General features: G+C 74.7%; 17 protein-coding genes and 1 pseudogene. 9 read left to right on the plus strand and 9 right to left on the minus strand.

Features of this window, described 5'->3' with window-relative positions:
• The first annotated feature begins 141 nt into the window (after nt 1-141).
• The 4 genes from AMK13_RS08290 (at nt 142) to msrB (ending at nt 3,421) form a co-directional block, all read left to right on the plus strand.
• Nucleotides 142-927, plus strand: a complete 786-nt coding sequence (locus AMK13_RS08290; RefSeq protein ID WP_074001682.1) for a pyrimidine reductase family protein — start codon at nt 142-144, stop codon at nt 925-927.
• A 57-nt stretch (nt 928-984) separates the two neighbouring features.
• Complete coding sequence (locus AMK13_RS08295) at nt 985-1,446, plus strand: indole-3-glycerol phosphate synthase (RefSeq protein ID WP_107086353.1); 462 nt, start codon at nt 985-987, stop codon at nt 1,444-1,446.
• 120 nt (nt 1,447-1,566) lie between these two features.
• Nucleotides 1,567-2,976, plus strand: coding sequence for a UDP-N-acetylmuramate--L-alanine ligase (gene murC / locus AMK13_RS08300; RefSeq protein ID WP_074001683.1), 1,410 nt, complete (start codon nt 1,567-1,569; stop codon nt 2,974-2,976).
• 40 nt (nt 2,977-3,016) lie between these two features.
• Nucleotides 3,017-3,421 carry a peptide-methionine (R)-S-oxide reductase MsrB gene (gene msrB, locus AMK13_RS08305; RefSeq protein WP_049649595.1) on the plus strand — a complete coding sequence of 135 codons (405 nt, stop codon included), beginning with the start codon at nt 3,017-3,019 and terminating at the stop codon, nt 3,419-3,421.
• A gap of 73 nt (nt 3,422-3,494) precedes the next feature.
• Here msrB and AMK13_RS08310 read toward each other — a convergent pair whose 3' ends face one another.
• The 7 genes from AMK13_RS08310 to AMK13_RS08340 form a co-directional block, all read right to left on the minus strand.
• Complete coding sequence (locus tag AMK13_RS08310; RefSeq protein WP_049649594.1) at nt 3,495-4,688, minus strand: cytochrome P450; 1,194 nt, start codon at nt 4,686-4,688, stop codon at nt 3,495-3,497.
• Nucleotides 4,685-5,287, minus strand: coding sequence for a GTP-binding protein (locus AMK13_RS08315; RefSeq protein ID WP_079272039.1), 603 nt, complete (start codon nt 5,285-5,287; stop codon nt 4,685-4,687). Before AMK13_RS08315 ends, AMK13_RS08310 begins: the two co-directional genes overlap by 4 nt.
• Before the next feature lie 70 nt (nt 5,288-5,357).
• Nucleotides 5,358-5,711, minus strand: a complete 354-nt coding sequence (locus tag AMK13_RS08320) for a DUF742 domain-containing protein (RefSeq protein ID WP_049649592.1) — start codon at nt 5,709-5,711, stop codon at nt 5,358-5,360.
• Nucleotides 5,708-6,139: a roadblock/LC7 domain-containing protein gene (locus AMK13_RS08325; RefSeq protein ID WP_049649591.1), complete on the minus strand. Its 432-nt coding sequence runs from the start codon at nt 6,137-6,139 to the stop codon at nt 5,708-5,710. The genes AMK13_RS08320 and AMK13_RS08325 overlap by 4 nt, the downstream gene beginning before the upstream one ends.
• Nucleotides 6,136-8,112 (minus strand): ATP-binding protein, encoded by a 1,977-nt coding sequence (locus AMK13_RS08330; protein WP_074001684.1) that lies wholly within the window; start codon nt 8,110-8,112, stop codon nt 6,136-6,138. Before AMK13_RS08330 ends, AMK13_RS08325 begins: the two co-directional genes overlap by 4 nt.
• A gap of 107 nt (nt 8,113-8,219) precedes the next feature.
• Nucleotides 8,220-9,230, minus strand: coding sequence for an MBL fold metallo-hydrolase (locus AMK13_RS08335; protein ID WP_074001685.1), 1,011 nt, complete (start codon nt 9,228-9,230; stop codon nt 8,220-8,222).
• A gap of 220 nt (nt 9,231-9,450) precedes the next feature.
• Nucleotides 9,451-10,410, minus strand: a complete 960-nt coding sequence (locus AMK13_RS08340; protein WP_074001686.1) for a GNAT family N-acetyltransferase — start codon at nt 10,408-10,410, stop codon at nt 9,451-9,453.
• Nucleotides 10,411-10,737: 327 nt separating this feature from the next.
• Here AMK13_RS08340 and AMK13_RS46390 point away from each other — a divergent pair.
• The 4 genes and pseudogenes from AMK13_RS46390 to AMK13_RS08360 all read left to right on the plus strand — a co-directional run bounded on the left by AMK13_RS46390 (nt 10,738) and on the right by AMK13_RS08360 (nt 14,761).
• Nucleotides 10,738-12,026 (plus strand): annotated as a pseudogene (locus AMK13_RS46390) (DUF692 domain-containing protein).
• 124 nt (nt 12,027-12,150) lie between these two features.
• Nucleotides 12,151-13,236: a TIGR04222 domain-containing membrane protein gene (locus AMK13_RS08350; RefSeq protein ID WP_074001687.1), complete on the plus strand. Its 1,086-nt coding sequence runs from the start codon at nt 12,151-12,153 to the stop codon at nt 13,234-13,236.
• Nucleotides 13,237-13,325: 89 nt separating this feature from the next.
• Entirely contained in the window at nt 13,326-14,108 is a 783-nt protein-coding gene (locus AMK13_RS08355; protein ID WP_074001688.1) for a TIGR04222 domain-containing membrane protein, read from the plus strand.
• A 65-nt stretch (nt 14,109-14,173) separates the two neighbouring features.
• On the plus strand, nt 14,174-14,761 hold the full coding sequence (locus AMK13_RS08360) for a hypothetical protein (RefSeq protein WP_074001689.1): 588 nt from the start codon (nt 14,174-14,176) through the stop codon (nt 14,759-14,761).
• A 66-nt stretch (nt 14,762-14,827) separates the two neighbouring features.
• Here AMK13_RS08360 and hemQ read toward each other — a convergent pair whose 3' ends face one another.
• On the minus strand, nt 14,828-15,553 hold the full coding sequence (hemQ, locus tag AMK13_RS08365; RefSeq protein ID WP_049651284.1) for a hydrogen peroxide-dependent heme synthase: 726 nt from the start codon (nt 15,551-15,553) through the stop codon (nt 14,828-14,830).
• Nucleotides 15,550-16,980, minus strand: coding sequence for a protoporphyrinogen oxidase (gene hemG, locus AMK13_RS08370; RefSeq protein WP_074001690.1), 1,431 nt, complete (start codon nt 16,978-16,980; stop codon nt 15,550-15,552). The genes hemQ and hemG overlap by 4 nt, the downstream gene beginning before the upstream one ends.
• A 233-nt stretch (nt 16,981-17,213) precedes the next feature.
• Here hemG and AMK13_RS08375 point away from each other — a divergent pair.
• On the plus strand, nt 17,214-18,358 hold a 1,145-nt coding region (locus tag AMK13_RS08375; RefSeq protein WP_158077679.1), incomplete at its 3' end, for an IS256 family transposase.

Here is an 18,358-nt window from a genome sequence, read left to right on the forward strand (position 1 = left end):
GTCGCGGTTGCGGAGTGGGAGGCTGCGGGCACATCAGTAGAGGGTACGCCTGCCCCGTACGCCGTCCGAACGACCCGCGGCCCCGAGCCGGTCGACCCGCGGCCCCGAACGGCCCACGGCCCGCGGTGGAAGACTGGGGACATGCAACAGTTGATCAGCCCGCTGGGCGGGCGGCTCGCCGATCCGGCCGCACTGGAATCGCTCGCCGCCGTCTACGCGTACCCCGAACAGGTGAATCAGGGGCGCCCCTGGCTGCGCGCCAACATGGTGTCCGGCCTGGACGGCGGGGCCAAGCTGGACGGGCTGTCCGAGGGCCTCTCCGGCGATGCCGACAAGCGGATCTTCGGGGTGCTGCGGGCGCTGTCGGACGTGGTAGTGGTGGGCGCGGAGACGGTCCGCGCCGAGGGCTACCGGCCGGCCCGGGCCCGCAAGGAGTTCGCGGCGGCCCGGGCGGCGGCGGGGCAGGCGCCCGCCCCGGCGATCGCCGTGGTGAGCCGCTCGCTGGAGCTGGACCTGACCGCGCCGCTGTTCACCGAGCCGCTGGTCAGGACGGTGGTCGTCACCACCGAGGACGCCCCCGCGGAGCGCCGCCGGGCGGTCGCCGGGGTGGCCGACCTGGTGCTCGCCGGCACCGGTTCGGTGGACCTGCGGGCGGGCGTGGCGGCCCTGGCCGAACGGGGCTGGACCAGGCTGCTGACCGAGGGCGGCCCGCGCCTGCTGGGGCAGCTGGCGGCGGCCGGCCTGCTGGACGAGCTGTGCCTGTCGCTGGCTCCGCTGCTCACCGGCGGCGACGCGCCGCGCATCCTGCACGATGCCCGAATGCCGGACGTGCAGCGGATGCGGCTGGTCTCATTGATCGAGCAGAAAGGATTCCTCTTCACCCGCTACCTGCGTCACCCCGGTTCGGACAACCCCGTGACCCCCTGATCGTGATCCCGTTATGGGATGCCGGGGCCCGGGGGCCGGCCACTGGAAGGGACTCACGTGTTCAAGACGGTACTGATGATCGAAAAGGCTCTCTCCGACGCGGACGTGGAGCTCGTCACCACGCTCCACGGCGAGGAGAAGGTGTCCTTCGTCGTCCTGATGCAGCCGCGCGGCCGGCAGGACGAACTGCTGCGGGCGCTCGACGACGTCGCCCTCGGCCACCTCGACAAGGTGGTGCACGAGCACGACGAGTCCGAGAGCGGTCCGACCGTGGCCGGCGAGTCGCTGGAGCACAGCCTGCGCCACCTGCGCTCGGCCGGGGCCGAGGCGGTCGGCGAGCTGGTCGGGGAGAAGCCGCTGGAGCGGCTGCGCGCGGTCGTCGGGGAGCAGCGGGCGGACGAGGTCGTGGTGCTCACCTCACCGCACTTCGTGGAGGAGTTCTTCCACCGCGACTGGGCCTCCCAGGCCCGGCACAAGGTGGGCGTCCCCGTGCTCAGGCTCTTCGCCAGCGACTCCTGACCCGACCGGCCCGGCACGCCGGTGGTGCAGAATCGTCCTTGCGGTCCGCCCGCGAGGACGATTCCGTCTTCCCGACCCGTCCGCCCGCCCTGTCTGCCCCCGCCCCTACGGAGCCACGCCTTGAACGACGCCGCGCACGACCTGCACGCCCCGCACTTCATCGGCATCGGCGGCGCCGGGATGTCCGGCCTGGCGAAGATCCTCGCCGTGCGCGGGGCCAGCGTCTCGGGCAGCGACTCCAAGGAGTCCGAGACCGTCCTCGCGCTGCGCGCCCTCGGCGCCACCGTGCACGTCGGCCACGCCGCCGAGCACGTGCCGGACGGCACCAGCAGCGTGGTCGTCTCCAGCGCGATCCGGGCCGACAACCCGGAGCTGGTGGCCGCCCACGAGCGCGGCATCCCGGTGGTGCACCGCTCCGACGCGCTGGCGGCGCTGATGGGCGGGCGCCGGGCGCTGGCGGTGGCCGGCACCCACGGCAAGACCACCACCACCAGCATGCTCGCCGTCGCCCTCGGCGAGCTGGGCCTGGACCCGTCCTACGCGATCGGCGGCGACCTCGACGCGCCCGGCTCCAACGCCCACCACGGCACCGGCGAGATCTTCGTCGCGGAGGCGGACGAGAGCGACCGCAGCTTCCACAAGTACGCGCCCGAGGTGGCGATCGTGCTCAACGTGGAGCTGGACCACCACGCCAACTACGCGTCGATCGAGGAGATCTACGAGTCCTTCGAGACCTTCGTCGGCCGGATCGTCCCCGGCGGCACCCTGGTGGTCTCGGCCGACCACGACGGCGCCCGCGAGCTCACCTCCCGGGTGGCCGGCCGCGAGGGCCTGAACGTGGTGACGGTCGGCTCCGCCGAGGACGCCGACCTGCGGGTGCTCTCGGTGGTCGCCCACGGCATGACCAGCGAGGTCACCGTCCTGCTGGACGGCGCCGAGCTGAGCTTCACCGTCTCGGTGCCCGGCCGCCACTACGCCCACAACGCGGTGTCCGCGCTGGCCGCCGGCGTCGCGCTGGGCGTCCCGGCCGCCGACCTGGCCAAGGCGCTCGGCGCCTACACCGGCGTGCGCCGCCGGCTCCAGCTCAAGGGCGAGGCCGGCGGGGTCCAGGTGATCGACTCCTACGCCCACCACCCCACCGAGATGACCGCCGACCTGGAGGCGATCCGCGAGGGCCTGACCGGCGGGGGCCGGGTGCTGGTGGTCTTCCAGCCGCACCTGTTCAGCCGCACCCAGCAGCTCTCCGAGGAGATGGGCCAGGCGCTGGCGCTGGCCGACGCCTCGGTGGTGCTGGACATCTACCCGGCCCGCGAGGACCCGATCCCCGGCGTGACCAGCGAGCTGATCATCGACGCGGCCCGCCGGGCCGGCGCCGAGGTCACCGCGGAGCACTCCTTCGCCGCCGCCCCCGCCCTGCTGGCCGGCCTCGCCCGCCCGGGCGACCTGCTGCTCACCATGGGCGCCGGGGACGTCACCAACCTCGGCCCGGAAATCCTGCGGCACCTCGCGAACGTTGCTTCCAACGTCTGACGTACGTCCGTCCGACGTCCACCGCGACCGGGAGCCCGTGATGAGCTACGAGATCGAGAAGACCGAGGCCGAGTGGCGCGCCCAGCTCAGCCCCGAGGAGTACCACGTGCTCCGCGAGGCGGGCACCGAGCGGCCGTTCACCGGTGAGTACACCGACTCCAAGACCGTCGGCGTCTACGGCTGCCGGGCCTGCGGGGCCGAACTGTTCAGCTCCGAGACCAAGTTCGACAGCCACTGCGGCTGGCCGTCCTACTACGCGCCGCTGGCCGGGGACCGGGTCCAGTACATCGAGGACACCTCGCTCGGCATGCGCCGGGTCGAGGTGCGCTGCGCCCGCTGCGGCGGGCACCTCGGGCACGTCTTCGAGGGCGAGGGCTACGGCACGCCGACGGACCAGCGGTACTGCATCAACAGCGTCTCGCTGACGCTGAAGCCGGCCGAGTAGGGCCGGACCCGCGCGCGGAGGCCCGGACACATACGGTGTCCGGGCCTCCGCGCTATAACGGGCCTGTCCGGGCCTACCCCTCGACCGGTGCGAAGCGGACCGGGAGGTGCGTCAGGGCCCGGTGGAACGGGCCCGGGCGCCAGAGCAGGTCCTCGGCGGGGGTGGACAGTTCGAGGTCGCTGAGGCGGCTGCCCAGCTGCTCGATGGCGGTGATCGCGATCAGCAGGGCCGGGTCCCGGGCCGGGCAGGCGTGCGGGCCGGCCGCCCAGGCCAGGTGGGCGCTCTCGCCGCTGCGCAGCCCGCCGCCGTCGGTGGGCGGCGCGGCCTGGGAGTTGGCGGCCGCGTACGAGACCAGCACCAGCGTGCCCGCCTTGATCTCGCGGCCGTGGAAGGTGATGTCGTACCGCGGGTAGTGGGCCGAGAGGTTGGCCATCGGCGGCTCGTGCCAGAGCACCTCGTCGATCGCCTGGTGGGCGGTCATCGCCCCGCCGAACAGCGAGCCGGCGTAGCGGGCGTCGGTGAGCAGGCGCAGCAGGGCGTTGCCGATCAGGTTGGTGGTCGGCTCGTGCCCGGCGATCAGGGTCAGGGTGATCTGCCGGATCACCTCGTCGTCGTCCAGCCCGACGGGGTGGGTGACGTACATCGAGGTGAGGTCGTGCCGGGGGCGCTCGCGGCGCTCGGCGACCATCGCGGTGACCACCGCCAGGAGCTTCCCGTACGAGGCGCCGGCCCGGGCGGTGGACTCGATCAGCCCGGTGATCGCGTCCACCACCTCCTCGCGCTGCTCCTGCGGCACGCCGAACCAGGTGGTGAGCGCGAAGGCGGGCAGCCGGCGAGCGTACTCGGCGATCAGGTCGGCGTGCCCGACGGCGGCGAAGCGGTCGATCAGCCGGTGCGCGGTCTCGGCGACCTGGCGCTGGAGCCGGTGCGGTTCGAACAGCGCGAGGGCGTCGGTGATCACCGCCCGGTAGCGCGCGTGGGTCTCGCCGTCGCTGAACAGCGCGGTCGGGCGGTAGCCGAGCACCGGCAGCAGCGGGGAGTCCGGCGGGACGGTCCGCTGCCAGGCCCGGGAGTCCTTGGAGAAGGTGTCGGTGTCGCGCAGCAGGTCCAGCGCGGCCTGGTAGTCGGTGACCAGCAGGGCCTCGACGCCGGGTGCGATCTCCACCGGGGCGACCGCGCCGTGCCGCCGCAGCCGCTCGTAGACCAGCTGGGGGTCGGCGGCGAAGACCGGGCCGTGGATCGGGGTCGGGCGGGACTCGACGGTCACGGCTGCTCCGGGGTGGCGGGGTCCGAGGTTACGGGGTCCGGGCCGGCGGGGTCCGGGCCGGCGGGGGCGGCGGGCAGGGCCTCCAGGACGTGCTCGGCCAGCGCGATCAGCGCGTCCAGGCTGCTGTCGCGCTCGCGGGCGTCGCAGAGCAGCAGCGGGGTGGCGGCGTGCAGGTCCAGGTGGGTGCGCAGCACCTCGACCGGGTGGTCCGGCGCGTCCGGGAAGCGGTTGACGGCGACGGCGTACGGCAGGCCCTGCTCCTCGACCATGTCCATGATCTCGAAGGAGTCGGCCAGCCGGCGGGTGTCGGCGAGCACCAGGGCGCCCACCGCGCCGCGGGCGATGTCCTGCCAGAGCGGGAAGAAGCGGCGCTGGCCGGGGGTGCCGAACATGTAGAGCACCACGTTGCCGGGCAGGGTGAGCCGGCCGAAGTCGACGGCGACGGTGGTGGTGGACTTCCCGGGTACGCCGGCCAGGTCGTCCACCGGGCGGCCGGTCTCGGTCATCGCCTCCTCGGTGTGCAGGGTGGCGATCTCGGAGAGGGTCCGGATGAGGGTGGTCTTGCCGACCCCGAACGGGCCGGCCACCACCAGTTTCATCAGCGTCTGGTCCTGGTCGGGCAGGTAGCCCACCCGGCTCTGGTCTTCCGGTTCCGGCCGGGCGGCCGGGTCACCGGAGCGCACGGAGTCCAACGAGGAGCCTCTCGACGATGGAGCGGTCGGTCTGCTGGGCGCGCGGGATCGGCGCGCGGGCGTGCAGGCAGCCCGCCTCGACCAGGTCGGCCGCGAGGAAGACGGTGGCGCTGACCGGCAGGCTCAGGTGCGCGGCGGCCTCCACCACGGTCAGCGCGCCGGGGCGCAGCAGTTCCCAGAGCCGGCGGTGTTCGGGGTCGAGCGCCTCCGGCGGGTCCGCGCGGTCGGCGAACAGCACGGTCAGCCGCTCGAAGCCCTTGGTGCCGGGGCGGCTGCGGCCGCCGGTGGCCAGGTAGGCGGGCACCATCCGCCTGCGGGGGACGGCGGTCATGACCGGACGTCGTCGTCCTGCCGCCGGGTCGGGCTCGCGAGCGCGCGACCGAGGGCGGCGACCTGCAGCTGCATCTGGTAGGCGACGTTGCCGAGTTGGGCGTCCGGCGAGGTGAAGACGGCGAGCGAGGTGTTCTCCCCGGCGGGCACCACGACGGCGTAGCCGAGGTCGGACTCCACCACGGTCTGGGCCAGCCGGGGCCGCTCGACGTCGGTGAACGCGGCGGTGAAGGCCCGGGCGGCGGCGTGCACGGTGGCGGTCATCGCGGCGACCCGCTCGGCCGAGGCGCGCTCCAGGCCGTCCGAGGCGCCCTCGACCAGGCCGTCCCCGGTGGCGATGACGGCGTGCAGCACCCCCGGGAGCTCCAGCAGCGGGGTCAGCACCCACGAGATCTCGTCGGTGGCGGTCGGGCTGGGCGTGCTGCTCACTGCTCGGCTCCTTCTGAGGTCGGACCGGTGCTCGGGTCACCGGGGTCGCGGTCGGCGGTGGTGTCGCCGGGGGTGGTGGCGGTCCTGCCACCGGTGGCGCTCATGCCGGTGGTGCCGGTCGTGCCGGTGGTGCTGTCGCTGTTTCCGGGGGTGGTCCGGCCGGGTGCGGAGCCGGCGGCCTCCTCGCGCTCGGCCCGGGCCACGGCGGCCCGGCCGGAGTCGGTGCCCTGCTGCAGCGCCTGCCAGTGGGCGGCGGCCTGCTCGGGGGTGCGCGCGGCCGCGCGGGCGGGAGCGGGCTTCGCGGCGGCCGGCCGTACGGCGGCGGGCTGCTCGGCGGCCAGCGGACGGCGGCGGCGCCGGGTCGGCAAGCCGGTGCCGTCGTCGGCCGCGGACGCGTCCGTCGAGGGGGTGTCCGTCGCGGGGGTGTCCGTCGCGGGGGTGTCCGTCGCGGGGGCGTCCGGGCCGGGCTCGGCCGGGACGGACGCACCCGCCTGGCCCTCCCCCGCCGGGCCGTCCGCGACCGGGCCGTCCGCGACCGGGTCGGGCACCACGCGGATGGCCGGGGCCGGGTGCGGGCCCGGCTGGTTGTGGCGGTCGGCGAGCCGCGGGCCGTCCTGCTCGTCCGCGTCGCGCATCGGCGGGACGGCCGCGACGGTGGGCGCCGGGGCCGGGCCGGAGCCGGCCCGCAGCGGCAGCGGGGTGAGCACCGACAGCGGCTGCTCGTCGTCCACGACGGTCACCAGCGCGGCCGGGATGCGCAGGATGGTCCGCATGCCGCCGTACGGCGAGGGCTCGATGTGACAGGAGAAGCCGTACTGGCGGGCCAGCTTGCCGATCACCGCGAAGCCGGTCTTGGGCGGGTTGCCGAGCTCGGTGAGCAGCATGTCGGGCGGGCCGGCCAGCAGCCGGCGGGCGCGGCGCAGCTGGTCCTCGTCCATGCCGATGCCGCTGTCGTCGATGATCACCAGCGCGCCGCGGCCGCCCTGCTGGACGGTGACCGGGACGTCGGTCTCCGGGTGGGAGCAGGCGGTGGCGTTGGCGAGCAGCTCGGCGATGGTGACGGCGATCGGCTCGGCGGCCCGGGCGACCACGGCGAGGCGCTGCTCGCGCAGGTGGTTGGCGACCTTGATCCGGGCGTAGCCGGGCACCCGGGAGAGCGCGCCGACGACCACCTCGGCGAGCGGCGAGTCGGTGCGGGCCAGGCCCGGCCAGGCCTCGCAGAGCACCGCGATGGTCTGGATCCGGCGCAGCGCGACCTCGTTGCGGAAGTCGACCTCCAGCAGCCGGGGGTCGTCGTTCTCGTGCTGGAGCTGCTGGACCAGGCTCTGGATCTGGTACAGCAGGGTCTGGATCCGGGAGGTGGCGCCGCGCATGGCGGCGCGGGCGGCGGCGTCCACCCGCTCGCGCTCGTCGGCGAGGGCGGCCTGGGCGGCGTCCAGGACGCCCTGCAACGCCCGGACCGCCTCCGGGCCGACAGCCTGCGGGTCCAGCGGGCCGACCAGCGGGGCGTTGCCGTGGGTGAGCCGTACGGCGGTGGCGGCGACCCGCTCCTGGGCGAGGTGGCCGATCTCGGCGAGCAGCGCGGTGCCGCGCGCCTCGGCCTCGGCGAGCGCGCGCTCGGCCTGCTCGGCCCGGGCGGTCGCGGCGGAGCCCTGCTGCATGGCGTCCCGGACGGTGTCCTGCGCCTGCCGGGCCGCCTCCTGCGCCTCGCGGACGCTGTCCTCGGCGGCCCGGGTGCGCTCCTCAGCCCGCCGGGCCTCCTCGGCGGAGCGCCGGGCGGCCTCCTGCGCGTCGCGCTGCTGCTGCTCCGCGCGGGCGAGCCGGCCCTCGGCGGTCCGGGCGCGCTCCTCGCCCCGGCCGAGCGCGGTCTCGGCGGCCGTCGCCCGGGTGACGGCGACGGCCCGGCCGCGGGCGAGCACGGCCGCGGCCGCGGCGGCGACCAGCGCCAGGACGATCAGCGCGATCTGCGTCATCGAAGTCCTCGGGGGTGCTTGCGGGGTGGACCGGGTGGTGCGGCCGGGACGACCGGGCGACGGGGCCGGACGGGATCAGGATCGGGCGGTGCCGGGCCCTGGCGGGGTCAGGGCCGGGCGGTGCGCGGGCGCTGGGCGCGGGCCTCGTCCTCGGCCAGTTCCCGGGCCACCAGGGCGACCTGGCCCAGGGCCTCCAGGGCGCCGGGGGCCGCCGAGCCGTCCAGGTGCCGGTACTCGGCCGCGACGGTGATCACCAGCCGCTCGGGCAGGCCGAGTTCGGGGTGGCGCTGCTCGGCTATCACCCGCCGGGCGGCGTCCAGCGCGGGTATCCCGGCGGCGTGCAGGGCGTGGGCGCGCTCGCGCACGTAGGCGAGGTAGCCGATGTGCTCGCGGACGCCGTCACGGTCGAGCACCGGGCCGTGGCCGGGGACGAAGATCTCCGCGCCGGTGGCCAGGGCCTGCTCGCAGGCGCCGATGACGTTCTCCAGCGGTCCGGCCCAGTGCGAGGGGTGGTCGCCGGGCTGCTCGGGCGTCGAGGAGAAGATCACGTCGCCGGTGAACACCGCGCGCTGGTGCGGGAGGTGGACCAGCAGGTCGCCGCCGGTGTGGGCGGCGGGCAGGCTGGTGATCCGCACCGGGTAGCGGCCGACGGTCAGTTCCAGCTCGCCGGTGAAGACGGTGTCGGGGCGCACCGGCTCGGTGCCGGACCAGTCGAACTGCCCGAAGTGCTCCTTCAGGTAGCCGCCGAGCGGCGAGTCCGGGTCGCTGTTGGCGACCAGCGCGTGCTGCTGCTGCGGGGTGGGCTCCCAGTGGATGTGCTCCAGCGCCTCGCGGGTGGCGATCACCTCGGCGTCCGGCAGCACCCCGGCGCCCCACAGGTGGTCCCCGTTGGCGTGGGTGACGACCACCCGGTCGACCCCGACCCCGTCCGGCAGCAGCCGCCGGCTCGCGGCGAGGAACTCCCCGGCCATCGAGGGGTCGTACGGCGTGTCGATCCAGAGCGCGGTGGTCTCCGAGGCCAGCAGGCCGCAGTTGGCCAGGCCCCACCCCCGCTTCGGCGGGAGCCACACGTACAGGTCCTCGGCAATCGCGCTCACGTTCGCACGGCTGATCGTCATGTGCGCGATTATGCCCAGGTCGTGACAGGAGTGGAGCAAAACCATTACAGTTCAAGCCACTTCGCGCCCGAAGCAGCCCGGGCTGTCCCGATTCGTCCCACGTGGTCTGGACCACATCTGGCCGAAGTGGCCCGGCCCCCGCCACTGCGAAACCGGGGGCGAAACGGGCACGGCTACAGGTACGGGCGCGGGCCGCGTCCGGGGACGCGGCCCGGCGGCGTCAGGCGTCCTGCTCCGACGGCCGCCCCAGCCGCTTGATCCCCTTGCGCTCCGCCGCGCAGCGCTCGTAGCCCAGCCAGGCGTTGATCGCCAACATCGGCCCGTTGGTCGTGTCGTTGCTGGTGTACGCGTGCCGGAGGCCCGCCTCGGCGGCGAGCCGCAGGGACTCCAGCTTGGCCGACTTGGTCAGCCCGCGGCCGCGGAACTCCCGGTGGCAGGCGGTGAACGCGGACCAGTAGCGGTCCACCCCGTCGGTCTGCACCATGCTGAACGCGGCCGGCCGGCCGTCCACCACGGCGACGACGCTCAGGGCCAGGTCCCGGTCCGGCCGGTTCCAGTCGTCGCGCAGCCAGTCCTCGTACTCCAGGGCGTCCATCGGCACCTCGCTGCCGGGCTCGTCCAGGATGGCGTCCGCCTCGACCAGGAACACCGGGTGCGGGTCGGCCGCCCAGTCCGCGGCCGGGCGCAGCTCGACGCCGGGCGGCCGTACGGGCGCCGGCGGCAGCGGCAGCGCCAGGTCCCGTCCGGCGAACTGCATGGTGCGCCCGAGCCGGTACCCCCGGGCGGTGGCGAAGGCCACCGAGGCGGGCTCGTCGTCCATCCAGGTGTGCAGTTCCGTCACCCCGTGCCCGACCAGGTGCCGTTCGGCCGCGGCCAGCAGCGCGGTGGCCGCGCCGCGCCGCCGGAACCCGGGCAGCACACTGCCGTTGGCGTAGCCGACACCCGCGACCGACGTCCCGAGCACCACCCCGCAGCGCACCGCGCCGACCACCCGGCCGTCCAGCTCGGCGACGAAGGTGCGGAAGTGCTCCTCGGGGCTCGGCCGGCCGTTCAGCCAGAGCAGGGTCTCGGCGGAGAGCACCAGGTGCTCACGCCCGGCCCGGTGGGCCGCGGCCACGGCCTCGGCGTCCTCGGGACGGAAGTCCCGGATCGTCAGGGGGGAGGAATTCGAAGAAGTCATGGATTCCCACGCTAGCCGCGCCCACCCGCCCGGCGCCTCCGATTTATCCGCCGGAGGGCACCCCCACCTGCGGGGGACGGCCCGGGCTCGGGACCCAAGTCCCTCACGACCGGAACGACATGCTCAAATAATGCTCTGAGAAGACCGGGTGAGGCTTGGCAGCCACCCCACCCGGGGACATCCTCAGCAACACGGCCGCACGGGTCCGGCGACGACGCCGCACCGGTCGACGGCTCTCCCACCCGGCCCTCCGAAGGGGGCGAACCGATGACTTCCCCTGCCCTGGCCACCGCACCCCGGGACACCGCGCCCCAGGACGCCGCACCGCTGGCGACCGCGCCCCGGGACACCGCCTCCCGGGACGCCGCGCCCCGCCTGGGCGTCGGCCTCGGCTGGCGCGGCGAGATCGACACCGTGGTCGAGCGCCAGCCCGGCCTGGACTGGGTCGAGGTGGTCGCCGAGAACATCTGCGCCGACCACCTGCCCGACTCCCTGACCGTCCTGCGCGGACGCGGCGTCACCGTCGTCCCGCACGGCGTCGGCCTCGGCCTCGGCGGCGCCGACCTGCCCGACCCCGCCCGCCTCGCCCGGCTCGCCGAGGCCGCGCTGGCGCTCGGCTCCCCGCTGGTCACCGAGCACCTGGCGTTCGTCCGGGCCGGCGGCCTGGAGGCCGGCCACCTGCTGCCCGTCCCCCGCACCCGGGACTCGCTGCGGGTGATCGCCGAGAACGTCCGGATCGCCCAGGACCAGCTGCCGGTGCCGCTCGCCCTGGAGAACATCGCCGCCCAGCTCGCCTGGCCGGACGACGAGTTCACCGAGGGCCAGTTCCTAGCCGAGCTGGTCGAGCGCACCGGCGTCCGGCTGCTGATCGACGTCGCCAACCTGCACACCAACCGGGTCAACCTCGGCATCGACCCGGCCGCCGAGCTCGACCGCCTGCCGCTGGAGGCGCTCGCCTACGTCCACGTCGCGGGCGGCACCCTGGTCGACGGCGTCTGGCACGACACCCACGCCCACCCCGTCACCGAGCCGGTGCTGGAGGTGCTGGCCGAGCTGTGCGCGCGGACCGCCCCGCCCGGGGTCCTGCTGGAGCGGGACGCCAACTTCCCGCCGCCCAGCGAGCTGGCCGGTGAACTGGACGCCATCCGCCGGGTGCTGGAGGGGAGCACCCGACGATGACCGACCTGACCGGGACCGCACGGGACACCGCCGACCAGGACCTCGCCGCCGCCCGGCGGCGCCTGGCCCGGCGCCAGGAGGAGCTGCTGGCCGCCCTGGTGGCCGGCGGCCCCGTCCCGCCCGGCTTCGACGAACGCCAGGTCCGCGCCCAGTCCACCGGCCTGGCCGCCAAGCGGCGGGACACCACCGCCAAGGTGGCCCCCGACCTGCCCCGTACGCTCGGGGCGGGGTACGGGCCGCTCTTCCTCGACTACGCCCGCTCCCACCCGCAGACCGGCGGCTACCGGGCCGACGCCCGGGCCTTCGCGCAGTGGGTGCTCACCGACGGCGGCCCGCTCGCCGCCGACCACCGCCGGGCCCTGGAGCAGTGGCTCCACCCGGCCCCCGTACGACCGCCGGGCCCGCTCACCCGCCTGCGCCGGGCCCTGCGCCGGTAACCGGTAACCGGTAGCCGGTAGCCGGTAGCCGGCAGCCGTCGACTGTCGGACACCCGGCCGGCCGTCGGCGACCGCGGGGCCACCGGGCCCTGACGAACCATCACCACCTCGGGGGGAACCGCCCATGTGGCACAACAGCTACTTCATCGTCCCGGCCGTCCTGCTGGCGGCCGCCGCGGTCCACGCGGTCCGGACCCGGCAGCGCATCGGCCAGGTCCGGTACGCCAAGGGCCTGCCCGGCCGCGGCCTGCCGCTGCTCGACACCGCGTTCCTGTCCGGCGGGCCGGCGCGGGTGTTCGACACCGCCCTGGTCCGGATGCACATGAGCGAGCAGGCCGTGGTCAGCCGCTCCGGCCTGGTCACGCTCACCGGCGCCAAGCCGTACGACGCGGTCGACAAGGCCGTCCAGGACGCCGTCGGACCGACCGGGAGCCGTCAGCTCGGCCCGCTGCGCCGCACCGTGATGCGCTCCACCGCCGTCCAGGAGATCGGCGACCGGCTCGCCGACCGCGGCCTGATGCGCCGCCCCGAGCGGCTGCGGCGGGCCCGCACCGCCCGCCGGCTGCTCTGGCTCGCGCTGCTCCTGGTGGCGGCCTCCATGGTGGCCGCCCCGCTGCTCGACGACGGCGCCGCCGGCCACGAGCGCCCGAAGCTCTGGATCCCGGTCATCCTGCTGATCGTGGGCGTCGTCTCGCTGCTCGTCACCCCGCTCGTCAAGAGCCGGATCACCCCGGCCGGGCAGCGCCAGCTGTCCCTGATGCAGGGGCCGTGGAAGCCCAATGCCGGGGTGTCGCCCCGGCTGGCCGGCGGCGCACTGCTGGGCGCGCTCGCGCTCGGCGGCCTGGCCGCCGCCGGGCTGGGGGAGCCGGAGCTGGAGGCCGCGATGCTGGCCGCGTCGACCGACGACGAGGAGTTCTTCCGGCAGGCCACCGCCGCGAACGGCTCCGCGACCTCCTCGTCCTCGTCGTCGGGCACGTCCGGGTCCTCCTGCTCCTCCGGCTCCGACGGTGGCTCCGCCGCCTGGTGCGGCTCCTCCGACTCCGGTTCCTCCGGCTCCTCCGGGTCCGGCTGCGGCTCGTCCGGCTGCGGGTCCTCCTCGGCGAGCTGCGGCTCCTCTTCCTCCAGCTGCGGCTCCAGCTCGTCGAGTTGCGGCTCCTCGTCGTCCTCCAGCTGCGGGTCGAGCTGCGGCGGTGGCGGCTGCGGCTCCTGACTCCGGCGGCACCCGGCGGATGTCACAGTTCGGTATCGCGAACCGGGAAGGCGTTCCGCGCGCAGTCGGCACAGGCATACAACAAGCCCATGTGGTTGCTGTTCCTCATACCGGCCTGTGTCGCGGCTGTCCTGTCCTGCGTCCGACTGGTCCGGATGACCGCCACCGCCGACGCCCTCGCCGACCAGAACGGCCTGCGGCCCCCCGAAGCCGTGGGCATCGGCCTGTACGAGACCGCCTACCTGGCCGGCGGCCCGGGCCGGGTGGTCGAACTCGCCCTCGTCCTGATGGCCGGCCGCGGACGGCTCCACCTGGCGCACACCGGCTGGACCACCGTGGTCGACCCCAGGGGCCGCAGCCGCCTGGAGCGGGCGGTCATCGCCACCGTCGGCCCCGAGGGCCAGTGCCGCACCGACGAGCTGCGCCAGGCGGTCGCCGAGCACCCCAACGTGCTGGAGATCGGCGCCCGGCTCGCCCTGGCCGGCCTGGCCACCCCGGCCCTGGTTCAGCGCAACACCGTGGTGGTGATCCGGCAGGTCCGGCACGCGCTGCTGCTGTCCCTGCTCCTGCTGGCCGCCTCGCTGGCCCTCGACGGCTTCACCGGCGGTGACACCCTCGCCCCGCTCGCCTGGTTCTCGCTGCCGCTGGTGCTCACCTCCGGCACCCTGCTGATGGCCCGCGTCGACGTCTACCCGTACACCCGCTGGGCCTCCCCGATCGGGCAGGAGGTGCTGCGCGAGGTCCGCCCGGCCCGCCAGCGCGGCCTGGCCGACGACGAGGAGCGCGAACTGCTCACCGCCGTCGCCATGAACGGCCCCGCCGCCCTGCCCGACGCCCGGCTCCGCGCCGCCCTGCGCCCGCACCGCGGCTAGGGCGGCGGCCAACAGCCGGGAAAACCGGCTGCGCCGACCCCTCCCACCAGGGCAGACTCCCGCCCATGGACCAGCACCACCACGCCGTACTCGACCGCGCCCGGGCCGAGGGCCGGCTCGTCCGGCTGCACCGGACCCTCCCCGGCGCGGACCGGCTGGAGGGCTTCGTCCTCGGCACCGGCCCGGTCTGGACCCTGCTCGCCGGCTGTACGGACCACCGCCTCGACGGCTGGAGCGCCGTCCGCACCACCGACCTGCGCAAGGTCCGCGACCGGGGCGGCGAGGAGGGCCTGACCGTACGGGCGCTGCGCCGCCGCGGCCTGTGGCCGGTCCGCCCGCCCGGCGCCGACCTGCCGCTGGACGACCTGTCCGGGCTGCTCACCGCCGCCTGCGCCGAGTACGGCCTGATCACCCTGCACACCGAACACCTGGATCCGGACGTCTGCCGGGTCGGCACCGTCACCGGGCTGCGCCCCCGCTCACTGCGGCTGCACGAGGTCGACACCGAGGCGCGCTGGTACCCGCAGCCGACCAAGTACCGGCTCCGCGACGTCACCCGGGTCGGCCTCGGCGACCACTACACCTCCGTGCTGCGCGAGTTCGCCGGTCCGCGACCGGACCGCGACGGCACGGAGGCCGGCTCCCCCGTGTGACAAGGGGGAACCGGCCTCCGGGAGCCGTGGGCCGCTCCGGCCGGGCCGCTCAGACCAGGCCGTTCATCAGACCAGGCCGTTCAGCAGCTCGCTCACCGGCTTGCGGCGCCCGGTGAAGAACGGCACCTCCTCGCGGACGTGCAGCCGGGCCCGGGAGGGGCGCAGGTCGCGCATCAGGTCGACGATCCGGTGCAGCTCGTCCGCCTCGAAGGCGAGCAGCCACTCGTAGTCGCCGAGCGCGAACGAGGCCACCGTGTTGGCCCGCACGTCCGGGTAGCCGCGCGCCATCTGGCCGTGCTCGGCGAGCATCGCGCGCCGCTCGGCGTCCGGCAGCAGGTACCACTCGTAGGAGCGGACGAACGGGTACACGCAGACGTAGTCGCGCGGGCGCTCGTCGGCCAGGAAGGCCGGGATGTGCGACTTGTTGAACTCGGCCGGGCGGTGCAGCGCCATGTTCGACCAGACCGGCTCCAGCAGCCGGCCGAGGCCGGTGCGGCGGAAGCGGTTGTACGCCTCCTGGAGGTCGTCCGAGTCGGCGGCGTGCCACCAGACCAGGATGTCGGCGTCCGCGCGCAGACCGGAGACGTCGTACGTGCCGCGCACGGTCACGTCCTTGGCGTCCAGCTGCGCGAACAGCTCGTCCACCTCGGCGGCCAGGGCGGTGCGGTCCTCGGGCAGGCCGCCCTTGAGCTTGAACACCGACCACATGGTGTAGCGGATGACCTGGTTCAGGTCGCGCGCCTTCTTCTTCTCGGGCCGCTGCTCCGGCTCCCGCTCAACGCTCTCAGTCATGCGCCCATTGTCCTCTCCGTGGAACCTTCCCCGGTCGCCGGGGTCAGCAGTCTGTCGACGGCGGCCGCGGCGGCGGCCGCCGAACCGATGCACGCCGGAATGCCCACCCCGTCGTACGCGGCGCCGCACAGCGCCAGCTTCCCCACCCGCCCCGCCGCCGCCCGCACCCGGGCCACCCGGTCCAGGTGCCCCACCGGGTACTGCGGCAGACCGGCCGAGAACCGCGAGACGAAGGTGTCGTACGGCCGGGCGGTCAGCCCGATCGCCTCCCTGAGGTCCGCCAGCGACCGCGCCACCAACTCCTCGTCCGGCAGCCCCAGCGCCTCCTCCTCGCGGTACCGGCCCAGCGAGGTGCGCAGCAGGAACGCGTCCGGCGCGGAGCGCTCCAGCCAGCCCCACTTGTTCGAGGAGAAGGTCGACGCCTTGATCTGCCGCCCGTCCACCGGCGGCACCAGGAAGCCGCTGCCGCTCGGCGGCTCGGCCAGGTCGGCGCGGCGGAAGGCCAGGGTGACCAGGGCCATGCCCGCGTACTCGACGGCGTCCAGCTCGGTGGCGGCCGCCGGGGCGTCCTCGCGCAGCAGCCGGGCCGCGGCGGGCGCCGGGACGGCCAGCACCACGGCGTCCGCGTGCAGCACCTCGCCGCCGGTCACCACCCGCCAGCCGTCGGGGGTGCGGCGCAGCTCGTCCACCGGGGCGTCGGTGCGCAGGTCCACCCCCGCCCGGACACAGGCCGCGGCGACCGCGCCGGGCAGCGTACCGAGACCGCCGCGCAGGCCCTGGAACACCGGGGTGCCGACCACCTTCGGCCGCGAGGCCAGCTCGTGCACCCCCGCGACCAGCGAGCCGCCGTCACGCGCGATCGACAGCAGCTGCGGCACGGCGGCGCGCAGCGAGATCTCCTCGGCGCGGCCCGCGTAGACGCCGCCGAGCAGCGGCTCGACCAGCCGGTCCACCACCTCCTGGCCCAGCCGGTCGGCGACGTAGCGGCCGATCGCGACGTCGTCGCCGACCTCGGTGCTCCGCTCGTGCCGGGCCCGCTCCAGGCCCTCGTCGGTCAGCACCCCGGAGGCGGCCAGCGCCTCCAGATCACCGGGAACGCCCATCACCTGCCCGCCGGGCAGCGGCCGCAGCGCGCCGCGGGTCCAGATCGCGGCCTTCGCGGTGGTCGGCGGCTCCAGCTCCCCGCCGAGCCCGACCGCCCGCGCCAGCTCCACCGCCTCCGGCCGCCGGGCCAGCACCGACTCGGCCCCGAGGTCCACCCGGACCCCGCCGACCTCCCCGCCCCACAGCTTCCCGCCGACCCGCCCGGACGCCTCCAGCACCGTCACCCGCGCCCGCGCCGGCCCCCCGGCCGCCCCGCTCAGGAAGGCGGCCGCAGCCAGCCCCGCGATCCCACCACCGACGACGACGACCTGTGCATCCGACATGCTCCGCAGTCTCGCAGACCCTTACACCGGACCCTCAATCCGCTGCACACCCGAAAAGAGCAGGCCGGTGACCGTCGCTCCCGGTACGGTCCCGACCGAGAGGGGGAGTGTCATGAATTCGGTGGACACCCTGATCAAGGGAGACACTGATGAGCTCGCTGTCGGATCACCGGATCGAGTCGGTTCCTGACGGATCGGTTTCGTCGGGGCAGGGATCGGCCGATGCCTTGGACATGGGTCCGAGGAAGAACACCGGCGGGTCGGATGTGGTGGCGTCGGTCGCCGAGCTGGCGGCCGAGCAGGCCAGGGCCGGCGGGATGCAGCTGCTGGGCGAGGGCGGACTGCTGCAGCAGCTGACCCGGCACCTGCTCCAGGAGGCGCTGGAAGCCGAGATGGACGAGCACCTGGCCGGCACCGCCGGGTCGGGCCGTAGCTCCCGCAAGGGCGGCAACGCCCGCAACGGCTACCGCTCGAAGACGGTGATGACCGAGGCCGGCCCGGTCACCGTCGAGGTCCCGCGGGACCGGGCCGGGACTTTTGAGCCCAAGGTGGTGCCGAGGCATTCGCGTCGCACCGAGGGTCTGGACAACCTGGTCGTCTCGCTCACCGCGAAGGGCCTGACCTCGGGTGAGATCGTCGCTCACCTGGCCGAGGTCTACGGCATGACCACCAGCAAGGAGACCGTCTCCACGATCACCGACCGGACCCTGGAGGGCATGGCCGACTGGCGAAGCCGTCCGTTGGACGAGGTATACCCGGTCCTGTTCGTCGACGCCGTGAACATCAAGGTCCGCGACGGGCAGGTCGCCAACCGGCCCGTCTACGTGGTCCTGGGCGTCACCGCCGACGGCTACCGCGACATCCTGGGCCTGTGGACCACCGGCGGCGGCGAGGGCGCGAAGTACTGGCAGTCCGTCCTGACCGAGATCAAGAACAGAGGCGTCAAGGACTGCCTGATCCTGGTCTGCGACGGCCTGACCGGACTGCCCGACGCCGTCGCCCAAGTCTGGCCGCAGACCGTGGTCCAGACCTGCATCGTCCACCTCCTGCGGAACTCCTTCCGCTACACCGCCAAGCGGGACTGGGCAGCGGTGGCCCGAGACCTCAAACCCGTCTACACCGCACCAGGCGAGGCCGCGGCCCTGGACCGCTTCGCCGAGTTCACGGCCGCTTGGGAGGCGAACTACCCGGCGGTGGTGCGACTGTGGGAGAGAGCCTGGCCCGAGATGGTCCCCTTCCTCGGCTTCGACACCGAGATCCGGAAGATCATCTGCACCACCAACGCCATCGAGAGCCTCAACTCCCGCTACCGCCGGGCCGCCAGCGCCTGCGGCCACTTCCCGAACGAGCAGGCCGCCCTGAAACGCCTCTACCTGGC

It is taken from the genome of Streptomyces sp. CB02056, from assembly GCF_001905545.1.
GTDB lineage: Bacteria > Actinomycetota > Actinomycetes > Streptomycetales > Streptomycetaceae > Kitasatospora.